General features: G+C 59.8%; 16 protein-coding genes. 12 read left to right on the forward strand and 4 right to left on the reverse strand.

Translation table 11 applies throughout. The features are described from left to right. Positions 1-289: 289 nt before the first annotated feature. The 3 genes from RSO41_RS08685 to RSO41_RS08695 form a co-directional block, all read right to left on the reverse strand. The gene (locus RSO41_RS08685) at positions 290-1,177 is read right to left on the reverse strand and encodes an LD-carboxypeptidase (protein WP_315618721.1); all 888 of its coding nucleotides are present in this window, start codon (positions 1,175-1,177) and stop codon (positions 290-292) included. 133 nt (positions 1,178-1,310) lie between these two features. Beyond that, the gene (locus tag RSO41_RS08690) at positions 1,311-1,631 is read right to left on the reverse strand and encodes a hypothetical protein (protein WP_315618722.1); all 321 of its coding nucleotides are present in this window, start codon (positions 1,629-1,631) and stop codon (positions 1,311-1,313) included. 88 nt (positions 1,632-1,719) lie between these two features. Further along, complete coding sequence (locus RSO41_RS08695) at positions 1,720-2,589, reverse strand: LysR family transcriptional regulator ArgP (protein WP_315618723.1); 870 nt, start codon at positions 2,587-2,589, stop codon at positions 1,720-1,722. Positions 2,590-2,687: 98 nt separating this feature from the next. Between RSO41_RS08695 and RSO41_RS08700 the strand changes: the two genes are divergently transcribed. The 3 genes from RSO41_RS08700 (at position 2,688) to RSO41_RS08710 (ending at position 7,415) form a co-directional block, all read left to right on the forward strand. Then, on the forward strand, positions 2,688-3,305 hold the full coding sequence (locus RSO41_RS08700) for a LysE/ArgO family amino acid transporter (RefSeq protein WP_315618724.1): 618 nt from the start codon (positions 2,688-2,690) through the stop codon (positions 3,303-3,305). A gap of 153 nt (positions 3,306-3,458) precedes the next feature. After that, entirely contained in the window at positions 3,459-6,530 is a 3,072-nt protein-coding gene (locus tag RSO41_RS08705; protein WP_315618725.1) for an EAL domain-containing protein, read from the forward strand. 111 nt (positions 6,531-6,641) lie between these two features. Beyond that, complete coding sequence (locus tag RSO41_RS08710) at positions 6,642-7,415, forward strand: META domain-containing protein (protein WP_315618726.1); 774 nt, start codon at positions 6,642-6,644, stop codon at positions 7,413-7,415. A gap of 149 nt (positions 7,416-7,564) precedes the next feature. Here RSO41_RS08710 and RSO41_RS08715 read toward each other — a convergent pair whose 3' ends face one another. Continuing rightward, complete coding sequence (locus tag RSO41_RS08715; RefSeq protein ID WP_315618727.1) at positions 7,565-8,284, reverse strand: YebC/PmpR family DNA-binding transcriptional regulator; 720 nt, start codon at positions 8,282-8,284, stop codon at positions 7,565-7,567. A gap of 155 nt (positions 8,285-8,439) precedes the next feature. On the opposite strand from RSO41_RS08715, the gene RSO41_RS08720 reads away from it, so the two are divergent. From RSO41_RS08720 to RSO41_RS08760, 9 genes are all read left to right on the forward strand, one after another. After that, on the forward strand, positions 8,440-9,627 hold the full coding sequence (locus RSO41_RS08720) for a Xaa-Pro peptidase family protein (RefSeq protein ID WP_315618728.1): 1,188 nt from the start codon (positions 8,440-8,442) through the stop codon (positions 9,625-9,627). Between the two features lie 119 nt (positions 9,628-9,746). Further along, positions 9,747-11,645, forward strand: coding sequence for an ABC transporter ATP-binding protein (locus RSO41_RS08725; protein ID WP_315618729.1), 1,899 nt, complete (start codon positions 9,747-9,749; stop codon positions 11,643-11,645). Beyond that, the gene (locus RSO41_RS08730; RefSeq protein WP_315618730.1) at positions 11,642-11,794 is read left to right on the forward strand and encodes a hypothetical protein; all 153 of its coding nucleotides are present in this window, start codon (positions 11,642-11,644) and stop codon (positions 11,792-11,794) included. The genes RSO41_RS08725 and RSO41_RS08730 overlap by 4 nt, the downstream gene beginning before the upstream one ends. A 105-nt stretch (positions 11,795-11,899) precedes the next feature. After that, positions 11,900-12,184 carry a YrhK family protein gene (locus tag RSO41_RS08735; RefSeq protein WP_315618731.1) on the forward strand — a complete coding sequence of 95 codons (285 nt, stop codon included), beginning with the start codon at positions 11,900-11,902 and terminating at the stop codon, positions 12,182-12,184. A 701-nt stretch (positions 12,185-12,885) separates the two neighbouring features. Next, on the forward strand, positions 12,886-14,877 hold the full coding sequence (locus RSO41_RS08740; RefSeq protein ID WP_315618732.1) for a tetratricopeptide repeat protein: 1,992 nt from the start codon (positions 12,886-12,888) through the stop codon (positions 14,875-14,877). Next, complete coding sequence (pgaB, locus tag RSO41_RS08745) at positions 14,877-16,766, forward strand: poly-beta-1,6-N-acetyl-D-glucosamine N-deacetylase PgaB (protein WP_315618733.1); 1,890 nt, start codon at positions 14,877-14,879, stop codon at positions 16,764-16,766. The genes RSO41_RS08740 and pgaB overlap by 1 nt, the downstream gene beginning before the upstream one ends. Before the next feature lie 4 nt (positions 16,767-16,770). Next, positions 16,771-18,024: a poly-beta-1,6-N-acetyl-D-glucosamine synthase gene (gene pgaC / locus RSO41_RS08750; protein WP_315618734.1), complete on the forward strand. Its 1,254-nt coding sequence runs from the start codon at positions 16,771-16,773 to the stop codon at positions 18,022-18,024. After that, complete coding sequence (gene pgaD, locus RSO41_RS08755) at positions 18,021-18,506, forward strand: poly-beta-1,6-N-acetyl-D-glucosamine biosynthesis protein PgaD (protein WP_315618735.1); 486 nt, start codon at positions 18,021-18,023, stop codon at positions 18,504-18,506. Before pgaC ends, pgaD begins: the two co-directional genes overlap by 4 nt. A gap of 219 nt (positions 18,507-18,725) precedes the next feature. Further along, complete coding sequence (locus RSO41_RS08760; protein WP_315618742.1) at positions 18,726-19,691, forward strand: alpha/beta hydrolase; 966 nt, start codon at positions 18,726-18,728, stop codon at positions 19,689-19,691. The last annotated feature ends 305 nt before the right edge of the window (positions 19,692-19,996 follow it).

Below are 19,996 nucleotides of genomic sequence, written 5' to 3' on the forward strand. Positions count from 1 at the left end.
CTGTCGAAAAGAATCGAATGCTTCTGGAACCATGCTGCTTGCTCACCAACTGGCGCCACAATGTCACGCTGCCCCGCTGAGGTCAAAGACTTTCGAAGGCTGTTCAACGAGCGGGTGTATCGCAGGTTCGGCCGACCTGGGCGATGCGGGTCACCGGCTTGCCGGCGCCAGGCCCCGGTATAAGGGGGTGCCCAGGTGCTATCCTGGCGTGTTCTGCAAGGAGTAAATGAGCATTTTGAGGCCGATTTCAACACAGTATCACCGTGCGCAGGCACTGTTCGTACTGATCCTAGCCGTCGATGGTGAGGCGCCTGCCGGCGATGCGGCCGGTGGCACCGTAGCGCCAGGGGCGGTTGTGCAGGCCGTGGCCGCTCGGCAGGCCGGTATAGAGCGGTAGCCCGAGCGGTGCCAGGGTCTCGGCGACGATGGCTTCCAGCGGCGTGTCGTCGTAGGGCCGGCAGCCCTCGAAGGTGCCCAGGCATACCGCGGCGGCCCGGTCCAGGGCGCCGCCGTGCACCAGCTGCCACAGCGAGCGTTCCAGGCGATAGTAGGGCTCGCCCACGTCCTCGAGAATCACCAGCGAACCGGGTGGGGCGCGAAAGCCTACTGGGGTGCCGATCAGGCTGGCGAGCGTGGCAAGATTGCCGCCCACGACGGGCCCTTCCAGAGTGGCTGGAGCGTCCGTGTAGGGTGCCAAGGGGTAGTCGAGAGATGTCGGCCCCTGAATCAGTGCCAGGGTCTCCTCGAACTGGCGCTGCACGATTTCCCGTTGATCGGCCTCGCCCTCGAGCACGCCGGCGGCGGCCTTGGCCACCGGCCCGTGGATGGCCGGCACGCCGTGGCGGTGGCAGTGATCGAGCAGCACTGTCACGTCGGAGTAGCCGATCAGCGGCTTGTTCGAACGCGCGAGGCGCGACCAGTCGATGCCATCGACCAGCTGGGCAGCGCCGTAGCCACCGCGCACCGCCCACACCGCCCGGGTCTCGGGGTCGTCAAAGGCGGCGTGAAGCTGGGCCAGGCGATGCTCGCGGCTGCCGGCCAGGTAGCGCCTCGGCGTCTGCAGCGACTCATCGCAGCGTACCTCGGCGCCTAGTGCTTCCAGGCCGCAGATGCCGGCATCGATGGCCTTGGGAGCGGTGTAGGACGACGGGGCGATGAGGCTGACGGCGAGCGGCATGGAAGACTCCTCGTGGGGCGAAAGGCGCAGCTCGGCATTGTCGACGGGATCCGGCCGACTGTCACGGGGTGATGGTCTGCTTGGGGGACCTTGAGCGCCACCTCGCCTGTCGCGGGGTGGCGAGTCGCGGTCATCAGGGTTTGGGGCCGGTGGTGGCCTGTTCGAAGAGCTCCGCCTTGGCATTGCGCATGATGTCTTCGCAGGCGGCCTGCTGGGTGAGTTCGGTGAGCAGCTCCTGGGATATGATAAAGCCCTTGCCGAGGCAGTCGTCGACGTCTTCCCGCGATATCCGGGGCTCGGTGTAACAGTCGAGCTTGATCGTCCTTCCACCGCCGTCCAGGCGGTCGGCCAGCTGTCGCAGTCGCCAGGCGAGGCGAGTCTTCCAGTTGTCCGATGCTTCCGCGCCTTCGGTCACGCTCAGGGTGCAACGCCATTCGGGCTTGTAGACCTTCATGCGAACCTCCTGATCGGCTTGGAAATAATGATCGATCCTAGGGCAGGCTCCGTCCAAGGAAGAACACGGCAGCCTGGCACCGTTCTGCTCAGGTTAGTTGCACCGTGCGCAGTGTGCTCGTCAGACGCTCCAGCAGGGCGCCGCTGTGCCGCCAGAAGTGCCAGTAGAGGGGCACCTCCAGGGCATGGCCGGGAGCGAGGCTGACCAGCTCGCCTCGATTGACCGCGTCCCTTACCTGCATCATCGGCATCATGCCGTAGCCCATGCCGGCACAGGCCAGGCGCACGAAGCCTTCCGATTCCGGGCAGAGATGATAGGGGAAGGGGCCATGGTAGCCGAACCGGGCGAGGAAACGATGCTGGAGTTGGTCATGGGGGCCATAGACGATGGCCGGTGACCGACGAAAGGCGCTTTCGGTCGGCCCATCGGGGAAGTGCCGCGCGATATAGTTCGGCGTGGCCATCGGGTGGTAGGTCATCGTGCCCAACGGTACACAACGTGCACCGGCGATCGGCTGGTCGCTGGCGCACAGGCAGGCGGCCACGTCGCCATCGCGTAACCGCTTGAGCCCGATATCCTGGTCCTCGATCACCAGGTCCAGTAACACATCCTCGCGCCGGCAGAAGTCGCTGACCGCCGATGCCCACCAGGTCACCAGGCTGTCGGCGTTCAGCGCGATTCTCAGGCGTGGCGAGGCGACTTCGAGGGTCGGTAGGGCACTGCCCAGTTCGCGTTCCAGCAGGGACACTCGTTGATAATGATTGAGTAGCCGCTGGCCGGCCGGTGTTGCCGCCAGATGAGGGTGGCGGACCAGCACGGGTTGGCCGAGCCTCACTTCCAGTGCCTTGATGCGTTGCGATACCGCCGACTGCGAGAGCCCGAGCACGTCGCCGGCTCGCTCGAAACCTCCGGATTCCAGGACGGTCGCCAGGGCCTCGAGCAATTTATAGTCAAGCATAAGTTATACTGATGCAGTATTAGTAGAATGATTTTTTAGTATAACAGCATGTCGTTAATCTGGCGTCGCTATTCGCAAGCCAGTGAAGGACGATATCGATGTTCGAAAGCTATCTGACCGGGCTGTTGGTGAGTGGTGGCATCATTATTGCCATCGGCGCCCAGAATGCGTATGTGCTGGGATTGGCGGTGCGGCGCGAGTACCACTGGTGGTCGGCCGGGCTGTGCATGAGCACCGATCTGTTGCTGGTGACCGCCGGGATGTTCGGGGTCAGTGCCATGCTGCTGGCGGTGCCGGATGCTATGGCGATCATGCGCTGGTTGGGCGTGACCTTTCTCGCTTGGCTGGCATTGCAGGGGCTCTATCGTGCCATCACCGGACGCCAGGGGCTGGTGCGTGCCGAGGCCGAAAAGCGGGGCCTGGTCCAGGTACTACTGGCCACGCTGGGGGTGACGGTGCTCAACCCTCAGGTGTACCTGGATACCCTGCTGCTGATTCCTTCGGTCGGCGCACAACAGGAAAGTGCTGCCGCCTTTGTCGTCGGCGCCGGTAGTGCCTCGGTATTGTGGTTCAGCCTGCTGGCCTGGGGGGGAGCCCTGCTGTCGCCCTGGTTATCCCGGCCGCTGGCCTGGCGACTGATCGATGGCGGTATCGGGGTGATGATGGCCGCGATTGCCTTTCAATTGGCGGGGGAAGGGTTGAAACATGCCGCATGATGTGATGAGGGCAGCGACAACACTCATTCAACGTTGAGTTTGTTGCTTTTTTTATCAGCACTATCTTAACTCTGGAGGAGATCGAACAGACGAACGACCGACAAAGGGGGGACCGACGAATGCAGGCGGGCAATATGGAGCGTCGAGTCGCACATGAGGGATAGCCAAGTGCGTACCTGGCGCTTTTCCAGTGTGGTGCTGGTACTCGGGGTTGCGTTTTTGACGTTGACCTCCGGCGTGCTGCTCACGGCGGCCTATCTGGGGTCGGAAAAGGCACTGCACGCCGCCATGGGTCGAACCCAGATACGTGACCAGCGCCTGCTCGATGAGGTGTTGGCCGAACGTTTTCGTGCCATCCGTTGGCAGGGGGTCGAGGTGAGCCGTGATCCCGAGCTGCAACGTGCCTTGCGCGCTCGGGACATGCGGGCCGTGTCACAGGCTTTGGGTGAGCAGTTGAAGGGCGCGCATCGGTACCCTGTCGAGGCGTTTGTCGTTGAACGGGGCGATGCAGTCGCGGTCGCATCCCGCAAAACGAATGCCGAGGCTCTGCCAGAAGACGCCTTGCGCGAGCTGGTGCCTGGTGAAGGGGCCCCCCTGGGCGTCTGGCGTACCGCTTCCCGGTCGGGAAACGAAGGTCGGGATGACTGGCTGACGCTGACGATACGCATCGCCGATACGGTATCCACCGCTCCGGTCGGGCGTCTTCATGTCTTCGTCAGCCTCAGCGGCAATGCCTGGCTGGCGGACATTCTGCGCCGCATCTTCGGTGCCCTGGCGGTGTCGGTGGAGCGTGATGGCGAGGTGCTGTTGGCGAGTCAGCAGGCGGAAGGACAGTTGTCGGCATTGAGAAACGTGGATGCCCCGCCGTCTCTGCCTCACGGCACCGAGGCCGGGGTGTGGCGCGAACATCGTTGGCAAATCGACGACAGCGCCGAATATCATGTCCGCTCTCTGCTGCCCGATACCGCTACACCAGCGCTTCGCGAGATCTACCAATCCACTCTGCTGATCGCCGGCCTTCTGGTGGTCGTGCTTGGCGTGGCCTGGATGCTGGTCATGCGGCATCTGGCCGGCCGTGCCCTGAACAACCTGGTGAGTTATGCCCAGCGTGTCTTGGAACCGGGTGAGCCGCCGGCCTTCCGGGGAGGCCCCTTTCAGGAATTCAATCGCGTGGGGCGTGCCTTCGAGTCAATGCTGCGGCAGTCACGCGAACAGGAGAAATACCTTGCCGGCATCATCGAACATTCGCCTGACCTGATCTTTGTCAAGGATACCGATGGTTATCATCGTCTCGCCAACCGGCAATACGCGCGTGCCCTGTGGTCGGCGCCGGAAATGCTGACCGGCAAGCGCGACGAGGAGCTGTTGCCGGAGGCGGTACTGGGCCAGGCGAAGGCGTCGGATCATGAAGTGTTTGAGGGTGGGGGACCGGTCAAGTATGAAACGACCCTGCACACACCGGACGGCGAGCAGAGTTTTCTGGTGACCAAGTTTCCCATCGGCGACGATCCGGAGTCGCCTCGCTTGATGGGGGGCATCGCGACCGACGTCACCGATCTCAAGGAGACCCAGGAGCGGCTCGGACTGGTGCAGCGGGTCTTCGCCGAAACTGGCGAGGCGATCATCGTGCTCGACGAGCAGCGCCGTGCCCTGATTGCCAATCGGGCTTTCAGCGAGATGAGCGGTTATAGCCAGGTGCATACCACCGAGGCCATCCGAGCTTTCCTGCTCGAGCACCCGGAAGTCGCCAACCAGCTTGGCAGGGAGCGCCGCTGGCAGGGACAGTGCATCTTCGCGCATCGCGAGGGGGGCTCCTTGCCGGTACTGGTGTCGGTGACCTGCCTGCGACAATCCTCGGGCGTCAAGTACCATGTGCTGCTGTTCAACGACATTACCGAGCTCAAGCTGGCCGAGCATCGCCTCGAGCATCTGGCTTGGTACGATCAGTTGACCGGTCTGCCCAATCGCAGCCTGTTCGCCTTGCGCCTCGATGAGGCCCTGCAGGGGGCGAGCACGATGACGGCCGTGCTGTTCATCGACCTCGATCACTTCAAGGACATCAACGATACGCACGGCCATTCCCTGGGTGATCAGTTGCTTTGTCAGGTCGGGGAACGGCTGCGTACCTGCATTCAGGCCAAGGATCTCGTCTCGAGATTCGGTGGCGACGAGTTCACGGTATTGCTGCGTGATATCGATAGCGAGACGCAGGTGGTGTCGATTGCCGACCGGGTCATGCACACCCTGGGGTGTCCGTACGAACTGGGCGAAGTGGAATGTGGCAGTACCGCCAGCATCGGTATCACGCTGTCCATGTATCATGGCGGGACCGCCGAGACGCTGCTGCGCAACGCCGATCAGGCCATGTACGAGGCCAAGGCGCAGGGCCGCCAGCGGGTCGTGCTCTTCGAGCCGGACATCGATGCGCGGCATCAGCAGCGCCTGAGTTACGAGACGGGGCTGCGTGAAGCGATAGACAAGCAAGAGCTGTTCGTGCGTTATCAACCGCGTTTCGACATCTCGGGGCGCCGGGTCGTGGGTGCCGAGGCACTGGTACGCTGGCAGAGCCATGAGCACGGGCTGGTGCCGCCCGATACCTTCATCCCTATTGCCGAGGGCACCAGGCTGATCGTCGAGATCGGTCGTTTCGTGCTCGGTGAGGCCTGTCGGCAGGCAGCGGCCTGGGCCAAGGCGGGCTACGCCGTGCCGGTCTCGGTCAACCTCTCTCCCCGCCAGCTTCGCGAGGAAAGCCTGTGGCGCGATATCCGAAAGGTGTTGCGTGAAACCGGGCTACCCCCGCGAATGCTGGAGCTCGAGCTGACGGAGACCATGCTGGTGGATAACATCGATCGGGTGTCGCCGTTGCTCCAGCGTATCCGTGCCATGGGAGTCCGCGTGGCGATCGACGATTTCGGTACGGGTTACTCGTCGTTGACCTACCTGAAGCGCCTGCCTATCGATGTGGTCAAGATCGACCGTGCCTTCATTGTCGATATACCGGGCGACCGTGATGATGAAACGCTTCTCGAAGCCATCGTCGGCATGGCTCGGAGCCTGAACTACCGGGTCGTGGCGGAAGGTGTGGAGAGCGAGGAGCAGCGCGTCTTTCTGGAGGCGCTGGGCTGTGACGAGTTGCAGGGCTTCCTGCTGGGACGACCGGAACCGCCCGATATACTCTCGGCCCGCCTCGGTCGATCCTTGCGAGTCGCCTGGGGAGGCAGGTAAAGGACGCCGTCGGTGTTGACACCATGCCCTTTTGCGTCAGCCTGTGTTCGAACCTTTGGCCAGCTTGAGGTCCAAGGGGCGTCATATCACCATTAATCAGGATGAACTGCCATGAAACGGATGTTTCTTTTTTTCTATTTCCTGTTGGCCGCCGTGTTTCTGGTCGGGTGCGCGGCGGTGGAGCGGTCGGGAGCCGAGAAAGCCGAGGCGGCGTTTGGTGAATTGCCGGCCAGTTTCCGCGGGGAGCTGCCTTGTGCCGACTGTGCCGGCATTCGCTACCATCTGTCGCTGTTTGCGGATGGCGTCTACACCCTGGAAACGGTCTACCTGGGCAATGGCGAGGAAGGTCGCTTCCACGAGAGAGGCGAATGGTCGCTGGATGGTGCAGGCAAGACCCTGACGCTGACGGACGATGAAGGGGCTCGCTTGTGGCGGGTGCGTGATGCGTCCACCCTGGAAGCGCTCGACCTGGAAGGCCATGAGATCGAATCGTCCTTGAACTATACCCTGAAGCGCACCGAGAGCTTCGTCACCGAGACACTGGAGAACAGCTATTGGCGGCTCATCGAGCTGAAGGGCGAGCCTGTCCAGGTAGTGCAAGGACAACGCGAGGCGCATCTGGTACTGCATGGCGAGAATAGCCGGGTTGCCGGAGCCACGGGGTGCAATCGGCTATCGGGCAGCTATCGACTGGAAGACGATCGGCTGAGTTTCGGCCCTCTGGCGACCACGCGGATGGCCTGCATGAACGAGGCCAATGTGGAGTCGCGCTTCCTGGCGGCGCTGGAAGAAACGGCCTCCTACCGCGTGCTGGCCGACCGACTGGAACTCTACGATGACGAGGGTGAGCTGCTGGCGCGGTTCGTGGTACAGCATCTGACCTGAACGCTACGCGTTGTCTGAAAACTGGCCGTGCTCGCCCATCTCGTTTTCAGACAAGACTTACTTGTCGATTTCCCCCCGGCCGGCCCAGGTGGCCGGCCATCTTGTGTCGGCCGCCCGGGACCCAGGCGTAGACACGGTGCGGACAATATCTACGGCAATTCGCCGCCATGATACACATTCTGCACATCCTCCAGATCGTTGAGCATGTCGAGCAGCTTCTCGAACAGGGCGACGTCATCGCCTTCCACCGGCGTGGTGGTCTGGGGCACGAACTGGATCTCGTCGACCTCGAACTCGAGCTCGCCGAAGGCGTCGAGCAATGACTGCTTGGCTTTGGCATATTCGGTGTGGGGCGCGAAGACAGTGATGCGTCCGTCTTCGTTCTCGATGTCGGTGACATCGACATCGGCCTCCATCAGCGCTTCGAGGGTGCCTTCCTCATCGTCGCCGTCGAAGGCGAGAATCGCGCAGTGGTCGAACATGTGGCTGACGCTGCCGGGGGTGCCGATCTTGCCCTTGCACTTGGTGAAGCAGGTGCGAACATCGCCGATGGTACGGTTGGGGTTATCGGTCAGACACTCGACGATGACCATGACGTTGCCCGGGCCGAACCCTTCGTAGCGTGCTGGCGAATAGTCTTCGCCCCCCACGCCATTGGCCTTGTCCAGTGCCTTGTCGATGACGTGAGCGGGGACCTGAGCTTTCTTGGCGCGTTCGATCAGGCCGCGCAGCGCCAGGTTGGCGTGAGGGTCGCTTCCCCCCTGCTTGGCGCAGACATAGAGCTCGCGTCCGAACTTGCTGTATACCTTGGTTTTCGCGTCGGCCGTCTTGGCCATGGATTCCTTGCGGTTCTGGAAAGCCCTGCCCATTGCGTTGTCCTGTTGCCTGGATTCTCGTGCGGGATTCTACGAAACCGCAGGAAATGGGAACAGTCTTATTTCGGCTTCCTGCAACGACCGCCTACACTGGGAAAGCTCGTGTGCCTCTCGGCATGCGGGGCCAGCCCAGTTGCCAGGAGCCCGCCATGGACTATCAGGCCTACCGTCATGCCCTCGCCGCGACCCAGAAAGGGAGCGAGTTGCCATTCGCCCCGGAGGAGTTCGAGACTCGCCGCCGCGAGGTACGTCGGCGAATGCGCGAGACGGGATTCGATGCCCTGCTGCTCACTGATCCGGCCGATCTGTACTACCTGACCGGCTATCACACTTTCGAAGTTTCGGTACATGCCTGCCTGGTGGTGACCGAGCATCGCCTGGTGCTGCAGGTGCCATCGATCGAGACCGGGCCGGCGGTGGTTACCGCCATGGTCGATGAGATTCTCGGCTACCGTTGGGAGAGCATCGAGGAGGTCATCGAACCGCTGACCGAGACGCTGGCGCCGCATGCCGTCATCGGGCTGGATGCCTTCAACGCGGGACTGCGTTTTGGCGTGATCGGCGAGCTTCAGGCCAGGCTGGGAAGGGCGCGCTTCCGCCATGATGGCGGTGAGCTGCTCGATCGGGTACGGATCGTCAAGAGTGCGGCGGAACTCGAGTATCTGCAGGAAAGCGCCCGTATCACTTCCCTGGGACTGCGAGCGGCGGAGGCGATCATCGCGCCCGGCATGACCGATAACCAGGTGGCAGCCGAGGGTGCCAGGGCCATGCTGGCGGCGGGAAGCGAGTTCATGAGCCTGCAGCCCATCGTCACCAGCGGGCGACGCATCGGGACCATCCACGTCAATCACAAACGCCAGATGATCGGGCCGGACGAGCCGGTGTTCCTGGAATTCGGGGCGGCCTTCCAGCGTTATACTGCGCCGATGATGCGGACTGCGGTGGCGGGAGAACCAAGCCGCGAGATGCGTGAACTCGGCGAGCTATGCCGGACGCTTGGCGATACTCTGTGCACGACCATGCGGCCAGGCAATACGTTCGATGAGGCGGCACGTGCCGCCGAAGCGGTGCTGACGCCACATGCCGAGCGGGTGTTCTTTTCCGGGGTCTTCGGTTATGCCGTGGGCGCTCAGTTTCCGCCGAGCTGGGTCGAGGGAACGGGGTTCATTGCGCGGGGACAGGATCGCATGTTCGAGCGCGACATGGTCTTTCACCTCCCGCTGTGCCTGCGCCTGCCGGGGGAGTGGGGTATCGGGCTGAGCGATACCGTCAGAGTCACGCCCGAGGGTGGTGTGGCCTTGACCGATAATGATTGGACGATCGCCATGTCCTCCTGAGCGGACCAATGGCGACGTTTCTGGCGCGACCTCGGATCAGACTCTTGACCTCAAGTTAGGTTAAGGAATTATCTTGCAGGCTCGCATTGCCCGTCCTGTCTTCTTTCGAGAGCGTCGCTATGTTCCGTTATTTCGAGAATCTGGTGAATCCCTACCCCGAGGGTGAACCTCGGGTACCCCCGCGAGGGCTACTGCCTTTCATCGTGCATTTTTCCCGGCCGGTGGCTGGCCTGTTGTTGGCCATGTCGCTGGCTACCGCCCTGGTATCGGCCGCCGAGGTGGTGTTCTTCCACACTATGGGAGAACTGGTCGACTGGCTGTCCAGTGCCGAGCGTGATGGCTTCCTCGCCGAGCACGGCTGGCGCCTGGCCGGAATGGGGCTGCTGGTCGTCGTGGGGCTGCCCTTGCTGGTGCTGTTGCAGTCGTTGCTGACCCACCAGGGCATCTTCGGCAATTATCCGATGCTCGGTCGCTGGCTTTCGCACCGCCATATGCTGCGCCAGAGCATGGCATTCTTTCAGGACGAGTTTGCCGGTCGCGTGTCGCAGAAGGTCATGCAGACGGCATTGGCGATCCGCGAAACGGTCATGAAGCTGATGGACCTGCTGGTCTATGTGGCCGTCTATTTTACCGGGGCCATGCTGCTGCTGGGGAGTGCCGAGCCCTGGCTCATGGCTCCTCTGGTGGTGTGGCTGGCGGGGTACGTCGCCATCATGTGGTTCTTCGTGCCTCGGTTGCGTGATGTGTCCATGGCCCAGGCCGATGCCCGGGCGCGCATGACAGGCCGGGTGGTGGACAGCTACAGCAATATCCAGACCATCAAGCTGTTCGCCGATACCTGCCGTGAGCAGGCCTATGCGCGTGATGCCATGGAGGGGTTCATGGGCACCGTGCACCGTCAGATGCGCCTGGCCACTCGGCTGTCGGTGAGCCTGACGCTGCTCAACTCACTGTTGCTCGTCGGCATCGCTGCGATGGCGGTGGGTGCCTGGTATCTGGAGGCGGTGTCACTGGGCGTGATCGCGGTGGCGATCGGGTTGGTGATGCGTATTCGCTTCATGTCCGACTGGATTCTGTGGGAAGTGGCCAGCCTGTTCGAGAACATCGGGACCGTGCAGGACGGCATCAATACCATCGCGCGGACACCGGCGGTACTGGATTCGCCGGATGCCGGTGAGCTCGATGTGCCCCGGGGGGAGATTCGTTTCGAGGCGCTACGGTTCGGTTATGAGCTGCCCGATGGCGAGGCGCGCCGCGTCTTCGACGGCCTGGACCTGACCATCGCGCCGGGCGAAAAGGTCGGTATCATCGGTCGCTCCGGCGCCGGCAAGTCGACGCTGGCCAATCTGTTGCTGCGTTTCTACGACCTGGAGAGCGGGGCGATCTGCATCGATGGCCAGGACATTGCCGACGTGACCCAGGAGTCGTTGCGTCGCCGCATCGGCATGGTGACCCAGGATACTTCGCTGTTGCACCGTTCGGTGCGTGACAATATTCGTTACGGTAGCCCGGAGGCCAGCGAGGAGGCGATCGAGCGTGCGGTGCGCCAGGCTCATGCCGACAGTTTCCTCGATGACCTGATCGACCCCCAGGGGCGCCGGGGACTGGATGCCCATGTCGGTGAGCGTGGCGTAAAACTGTCGGGCGGACAGCGACAGCGCATCGCGATCGCTCGGGTCTTGCTCAAGAATGCTCCGATCCTGGTACTCGACGAGGCGACTTCAGCGTTGGACTCTGAGGTCGAGACGGCCATTCAGGAGCAGCTCTATGCGTTGATGGAAGGCAAGACAGTCATTGCGATCGCACATCGCCTGTCGACCATTGCCATGCTCGATCGCCTGGTGGTGATCGATGAAGGACGTATCGTCGAGATGGGTAGCCACGAGCAACTGCTGGCGCGGAATGGGCTCTATGCCGCGTTGTGGCAACGGCAGTCGGGTGGTTTCCTGGGACTCGATGCCGCCTCGAGGGCCGCCGAGCGGGATGATCGTCAGCCCATGGAGACGGCGACGCCATGATACGCGAGTCAAGTCACTCGAGTGCTGTTACCGATAAACCCCAGTATGGCTTCAGTCCGGCGGTGGCCATGCGTGGTCTGGCCGAGCCCGAGTGGTTGATCGAGCTCGTGGCCGAGGCCGTGCTGGAGGAAAACGACATGTTGCCGTGATCGGCCAATGGGCATTGCGAGTAGTACGGTTATGCCATCCATGCTGGGTCTCTGTTCGTTTGGAGGCCTTTTTGTATTCAGACCTCACCGATACCGGGAGCCATCATGTTTCAGCATCCCAGCAATCGTCTTGACGATCCCTTGACGCTCAAGATTGGCCACGAAGAGCTGGTGATCCGTCGGCGCTACGAGACCCTCAGCATCGCCAATGATTTCCTTATCGCCATCTGGTTTCTGGTTGGCAGTGTGCTCTTTCTCTATCCAAGCCAGGAAACCCTGGCGGTCTGGATGTTTATTATCGGCAGTTTCCAGTTTTTGGTGCGCCCGGCGATTCGCCTCGCCAGCCATATACACCTTCAGCGGATTCCTGATAGCGAATGGCAGAAATGAGAGATCAATGATGGGGCGATATGATGAGCACTGTTGTCGAGCTTTCTTTGCGGATATGCCAAAGGGGCCGTGCTTATGAAGAGTAGGCTAAGTGATCGCCGTTTTTATTCTGAGAGATAGACCTTGTTTTTGTAGGAAATATCCTCATTGATGTGGGGGGTACGACGTCTTTGCTTTTAGGTCTGGATGATGAGGTGCTTCCTGTAAGGTTTTTCCGTTGGTGATCGTTGTGTTTGTCAATGATAATCAGGGGGTGGTGGTGTCCATTATGTGGATAGTGTAATGAAATGTTTGTAGAGTGTCTTGGTTGGTCCGAAAATATTTCGGCAGGATTGATGTGATGGTATGAGGTTTTGTGAACTATTGTGAAACAGTGTTGCTGTTTAGTGGTTGTTTAATAGATAATTCTTCTGTATTAAGATCGCGACCTAAATCATCTTCGAATCCGTCATGGAAGACGGATTTTTGGTGATTGTCACACCGTCCTGACGAGCCGTTGCATGAACAGATGGCGTTGTATCCAGTAGAGGAATTTTTCTTCGTATTGGTCTCGCCTTATAGCAGCAAGGAATTCTCGTTAATGGGCCTTTATTGGCATAACCATTGACGTGGGGCTCCATCGGACAGGCCAGTCGAAATACATGTATATCACTGTACAGAGAAAAGGTAGCCTTGGCCGCCGTTGTCGGTTCGTTGGCTTAGTGTGTGGACTTTCATTTTGTACTATCGGTGCCGAAGCAGCCGATGACCAGCGTCTGGAAAAACTGCTCGAGGAAGCCACCGCTGAGCGCCATGAGCGTCAATGGCGCTCGGCATTGGCGCTCTATGAACGCGTGCTTAGGCTGGACCCAGATCATGATACGGCGTATCGCGAGCGTACTATCACCCTGTCATTGCAGGGTAGTGCCGGTCTAGCCTGGCATTATTATCAGCAACGCCCGGAGCTTTTCAATGCCGATGAGGCGAGTGGCTTCGAGCAGGACTATATCGCGCGACTCGCCGTATGGGGTAAGTTGCCGAGCAAGCCTTCCAACGATGACATGACCCGCGCCTTGGAGGCTCAAGAGGCGTTTCTGACTCACCGGGACGGTGAAGTGCCGGTGCGTCAACGTTTCGATCACCTTTACATTCTCCACGGTTTACGCCGCCACGAGAAGGTTGTCGATGGCTATCGGAAACTGACGGAGGATGACATCGATATCCCACCTTATGTCTTGCGCATTGCCGGCGACTCCTTGTTGGCCATGCGGGAGCCTGAAAGTGCCGTTGAGGTGATGGAACGGGTCGTCGATGCCGACGTGGCGACCGCCGATGACCATGTCCTCCTGGCCTATGCCTATCTGGAATCCGGGCGTTGGCAAGAAGCGCTTCGGCATCTCGAACTCGAAGCCGAAGAGGAACGTGCCTGGTTGTGGGAGAGGAAGGCCCGACAGCCGCATTCCAACTGGAATCGCTATTTCCTGGATTCGACTCTGGCGATGATCCGCAGTTATACGGGCGATCAACCGGAGGCCCAGGAGCGCCTGGAGACAATGGCGGGCATCGGGCCTCGCAATGCGGGGGTGCAGGCCAATCTAGGTAACCTCTATCTCCAGCGTGGCTGGGAGGACCAGGCGTTGACGCGCTTTCAGATTGCGACCCGCCTCGATCCGAGCTTGCCGGATGGCTGGGTTGGTCAGGTCGATGCCCTTGCGGAGAAGCAGCGGGTGGGCGAGGCTCGCCAGGCGATGCAGCAAGCGATACGCCTGGCAGCCGGCTCGCCGCGGGTAGAACAGATGCGGCGAGACTGGCGGACCCGTACCGGCTGGCGTGTCAACGTCTCGACCGTGGCGGGACACAGTGACGCGCCGAGCGGCGCGAACTCACCAACGGGCTCCGATGAGCAACGCCACCATCTTGCAGCATGGTCGCCCTTGCTGGGAGATCGCTGGCGGCTTGGCCTCCTGGGAAGCGAGCAGGCCATCGACTTCCACGGTGAACGCGTGCATGACACTCGCGGTGGGTTGGGCCTGCGTTATGCCCGGGATCGGCTATCGCTCGAGTCTCGTCTCGAGCGCAGCGACGATGCCTTTTCCCGCGATACGGCCTTCATGTTCGAACTGGACTGGCGCATCAACGAGACTCTGGACACCAGGGTGCGTTATGCCACGCACAGCCGCGAGGGCTCCCTGCAGGCACATGCTTCGGGCATTACTGCCGACCAGGCCCAGGTCGGCATCGACTGGTCGCCGAATGAGCGTCGTACCTACCAGGCTTCCGTTACGCAGATGGACTACTCGGACGGCAACCGTCAGGAAAGTCTATCGCTGAGTGGGTGGCATCGCTTGATGGATACCCCCGATGAGGCTCTCGGCCTGAGCCTCGAGCTCCACGCGGACCAGGCCAGTGATCCCGACACTGCTTATTTCAGTCCCGAGACCAGCGCTTCCTGGGAGCTCGGTGCGCTCTGGGAAGCGCGCACCTGGCACCGCTATGAACAGCACTTCATCCAGGATTTCGGCGTTAGTGTCGGTCAATCCTGGCAGCAGGAATACGGCGCGGACTGGGTTCCGACGCTGAGCTACCGACATCGATGGGGGATCGGAAACGGCCGGGATCTCCAGTATGGCGTGTCCTGGTCACGCCCCGTCTACGACGGTACACGTGAGACCCATCTTAGCTTCGATATTGGCATCACCTGGGGAGAACAATGATGGCGGCTATCATCGCCAAGTGTTGGAAATCCACGATGCTTTTTCTGGGTCTGGCCATGATGACATGGCCTGCTGTCGCGGCATCTGCTACTGGGCAGAACGTGTTGACGATCCTTTGTTATCACGATATTCGCGACCAGGTAGCCGATAGTGGCGATGCGGACCTCTATGCGGTCAACACCGAGCGTCTGGTCTCCTTCTTCGATTGGCTTCGGGAAAGCGAATTTAACGTCGTCAGCCTGGACCAGGTGGTCGCGGCCTCCGAAGGGGAGAGAGCGTTACCAGAAAACCCGGTGCTGCTGACCTTCGATGATGGTCTGAAAAGCGTCTACACCAAGCTGTTCCCGCTACTTCAAGCTTATGACTATCCCGCCGTAGTGGCAGTGGTCACCAGTTGGGTGGAAAACTCGGACACTGAAGTGGAGTACGGGGCAGAGATATATACCGAAGATGATTTCATGACGTGGGATCAGATTCGTGAAATAAGCGATTCTGACCTGGTGGAGATCGCCTCTCACTCCCACGACATGCATCGTGGTGTGCTAGCTAATCCCCAGGGTAATACCATGGCGGTGGCGGTAACCCGAGAATACTCGATGGGAGACGGGCAGTACGAGGATGATGATGTCTATCGGCAACGGGTACGTGAGGATTTGGCGCGTAGTGCCGAGTTGATCGAGGCTCACACTGGCAAGGCGCCGCGTGCCGTGGTGTGGCCCTATGGCGAATACAATCGGATTACCAACGAACTGGCTGAGGACGTCGGTATGCCAGTCACTTTCGGCCTGCAGGGAGCGTCGCAGCCATTTCATGAAGGCATGCCGTTGGCAGGATTGGAACGCTACCTGATTTCCGATAATCCATCCCTTTCTGACCTAGCCGGCAAGATGAGGTTGCCGGTACCACCTACAAAGCGCATCGTCCAAGTCGATCTGGATTACGTCTATGATAAGGACCCGAAGCAGCAGCGGCGAAATGTCGATGCACTGATCAGTCGCATGTACCGGCTACAGCCGGATTATATCTTTCTGCAAGCCTTTGCCGACCCAGATGGCAATGATGCCGCCGATGCGGTGTATTTCCCCAACCGTCATATGCCGATGCGTGCTAATCTGTTTAGCCGCGTGGCATGGCAGCTCTATACACGCGCCGATGTTGAGGTTTTTTCTTGGATGCCGGTGTTGGCATGGCAATTGCCGGATCCCCAACAACGTGAAGCGCTTTCATTACCAAGCCCCGAGCCGGGAGAAGTATTCAGGCTTGATCCGACCAATGTCGAGGCGAGGCGCATCATTGCTGAAATTTATGAAGATCTCACGGCGTCCAGCTGGGTATATGGCCTGCATTTTCATGATGATGCCCAGCTGCGCGAGACGGAGCTACCTGCTCTCCACCCCGGTGACCCGCTGGCTCGGAGCCAATATCTGATCGATTTTACCCAGGAACTGAAACATGCAGCGGGGCGCAACCGATCCAAGTTGAAGACGTCTCGCAACCTTTATCCCATGCCGGTACTGAAACCAGAGAGCCGTAACTGGTTTGCCCAGGATCTCGATCAGTTCTTGGCAGCCTATGATTATATCACGTTGATGGCCATGCCTTGGCTTGAAGGCAGCAATACCCCTAAACAGTGGCTCGAGTCGTTGGTCGATGCCGTACGCCATCATCCGGGGGCGATGGATAAAACGATCTTCCAGCTCCAGACCGTTGACTGGCGTACGAACAGCCGAACTCCCGGAGATGAGCTACCTGATTTGATGAGCTTCCTGGAGTCTCTGGGCGTACGTCACCTCGGTTACTATCCGGATGATTTTATCCTCGATAGGCCTCCGTTGCCTGAGGTTCGGCCAGTGATATCTCGCGACAATTTCCCTTACCTGAAGGAATAGACCCATGGTCGGTGACGTGATCGAGGCTATGCAAGCATTTGCCTTTCTCTATCCTGCGGTCATGGCGATTTTCTGGATGGGAGGAGGACTCTACTATTTTATGCGAAATGAGCGGAATGCTGGAAACGTGGATGCGCCTCCCTTGATCGAAAATGCGCCGCTGGTTTCCATTCTAGTGCCTTGCCACAATGAAGGGGATAACATTGACGAGGTGATCGAGACGTTGTTACTGCAGCACTATCCCGATTTCGAGATTCTTCTGATCAATGATGGTAGTACCGACAATACCGCCGAATACCTGGACCGCTTGTCTGCACATCATGAACAAGTGCGGGCCATGCACCTGGATCGTAATCTCGGAAAGGCGAATGCCCTGCGCATGGGAACCTTGGCAGCCCGCTCGGAATTTTTGGTCTGCATCGATGGTGATGCCTTGCTGCACCCCCATGCCGTGACCTGGATGGTGGCACCGATGCTGGAGGACGCCCGGATCGGCGCCGTGACGGGAAATCCCCGTATCCGTAACCGTTCGACCCTGCTCGGCAAGCTTCAGGTCGGGGAATTCTCCTCGATCATCGGTATGATCAAGCGCACCCAGCATGCTTACGGCCGATTGTTCACCATCTCCGGTGTGATCTGTGCATTTCGCAAGCAGGCTTTGCACCAGATCGATTACTGGTCCACCGATATGCTGACCGAGGACATCGATGTCAGTTGGCGGCTGCAGATGGCCAAGTGGAGCCTCCGTTATGAGCCCCATGCGCTCTGTTACATCCTGATGCCCGAGACCCTTAAAGGGCTCTGGAAACAGCGCTTGCGCTGGGCAAGAGGGGGTTCTGAAGTGGTGTTGCGCTACTCCCGTCGCATCGTGATGCCCGTCCAGTGGCGCATGTGGCCACTGTATTGGGAGTATCTGACGAGCTTGGTATGGGCCTATGTCATGGTTGGTCTCATGTTGCTGTGGGGTGTCGGCCTGTCCGGCGTCTTGCCCGAGAATTGGCCGTTGGCTAGCCCTTTTCCCCGTCTCTATGGTTTGTTGTTGGCACTCATCTGCCTCGGGCAGTTCTTCATCAGCATGCTCATCGACTCTCGATACGAACCCAAGGTAGGGCGCCATTACTACTGGTTGATCTGGTACCCACTCGCCTACTGGATCATCAGCCTTTTCACGACGCTTGTTGCCTTCCCACTGACACTGTTTCGCCGGCGCGGCAAGCTTGCAACCTGGTCCAGCACCGATCGAGGATACAAACCATGAACGCTATCATTGCGTTACCACGACGCCAGAAGACCGCCATCATGATGGGATATAGCTTTTTCACACTCTGTGCCTGGTTGGGGTATGGTTACCTGCTGTTTCCCATGGTCGTGCTCATCATCGAGTGGCTCGAACTGCACGGATGGCACTCGTCATCGGCATTCCGGGTACCGCTCCAAGGAGGCGGTAGTCTGTCGATTCTACTGCCGATGGCGGGCAGTGCCCTGGTCGCTTTCGTCTGCTGGGCGGAGTGTAGGCGGCTGCTATTGCGCTGTCGTAAACGGATGTACCAAGGCGAGCCTCTGTCACGGGAGTTACTTGCCAAGGCCATGAAGGCGTCGCCGGAGCTTGCCATGGCCATGATGCGGACCAAGAGGGGCATACTGCATATGGATCAACATGGCATGCCGTTGAGATTGGCTCAAACGGTTTACCAGCGGGAAGCCACACCCGACGATCCGAGTGAGGTCCTGGTCTCCTGAACGATGTTCATGTCTTGGGAGGATGGAAGATGGTTCGGGTGGCTGCTAGTCTACCACCTATCTTCGCAAGTGCTGTTTTGATGCTATCGGTTGCATTGTCGGCCGGTTGTTGTATAGACCTCGAAATCAAGACGTCCAGCCAGCATCGGAATCGGCGGGAGTCATGGCGACGAATGAAGACGGTAGCGTATATATGTTCTTGACCATGGAATCATGACCATGCCCCTGAGATTGGTTCACCCCCAGGGGGGAGGGGCCGAAGTTGTCAACACCGAGTCTTCACTCGTGGAAATTTCCGAGATTGCGTTTGTCAGCGCAGGGACGGTATGCCGGGGGAGACTCTTTGCGCCACGCGGAGGGGAGGGGAGAGCCACTCTGGTAATGGCGCATGGCCTGGGCGGAACTCTGGGCGCCGGCTTGGTCGGCTTCGCCGAGCGCTTGTCGCAGGCTGGCATCAGAGTGGTCGCTTTCGACTACCGCTTCTTTGGTCAGTCCAACGGCAAGCCACGTCAATTGGTGTCCATTCAGGATCAGCTTACCGACTGGCAAGCGGCCTTGACCTTCGCCCAGCGTCTTGACCCGAAGGCTCCCCTGGTATTGTGGGGGACCTCCCTGTCGAGTGGCCATGTGCTGACACTGGCCTCCGAACTACGCAATATCGCGGCCGTGATCGCTCAGAATCCCATGGTAGACGGACGGGCGTCGATACTCGCCCAATGTCGAAGCGTGGGCCTTTCTCAGACGCTAAGCGTCGCGAAAGCCGGCCTGGAGGATCTGGCTCGGGGATGGTTCGGACGTGACCCGCTGGTTATCCCCATTGCCGGCGAACCGGGGCGTCTCGCGGCCCTGACTACCCCAGGGGCACTGTCAGAACTCCAGTCCATTGCCCCGGAGCACTTCGTCAACGCCATATCCCCCAGGGTATTACTCTCTCTCGGGTTCTATCGTCCGGTCCGACGCGTTTCTCGAATTCGCTGCCCGGTGCTCCTGCAGTTATGCTTGCATGACGCTGTCACGCCAGTTGAAGCCGGTTATCGAGCTGCCGCCAGGATTGGAGCCCTCGCGACCGTCAAGACCTATGATGTCGGTCATTTAGATATCTATCGTGGTCCCGCCTTCCAGGACGTCGTCATGGATCAACTCAATTTCCTGGGAGCTCATCTTCCCGGTTCATGCGCACAGTAAGATGCGGATGGATGGGCGCCACTGACATGTCTGGCCATATGGTTGGCCAGACATTTTTACTTGCAGCGGATTCCTGACACCGAGTGGTAGAAGTGAACTATTCTGACATTCAGGGGGGGGAGCGGAATGTCAAGAAGATTTTACGGAGTATGCTGTAGTCTGTAGCTGACATTTCGAGTGACTCTAGGGTGCGGTAAGCTAGTGTTGATCAGGCTTACAGTACCCTTGAGCCAAAAGGCGGGAGATAAATTGAAGTGAACCCCATGCATATTATCAGGGAAACGCTCGATAATGCGCCCGGCACT

Origin of the sequence: Halomonas sp. I1, assembly GCF_032334135.1 — a bacterium.
Lineage (GTDB): Bacteria > Pseudomonadota > Gammaproteobacteria > Pseudomonadales > Halomonadaceae > Halomonas.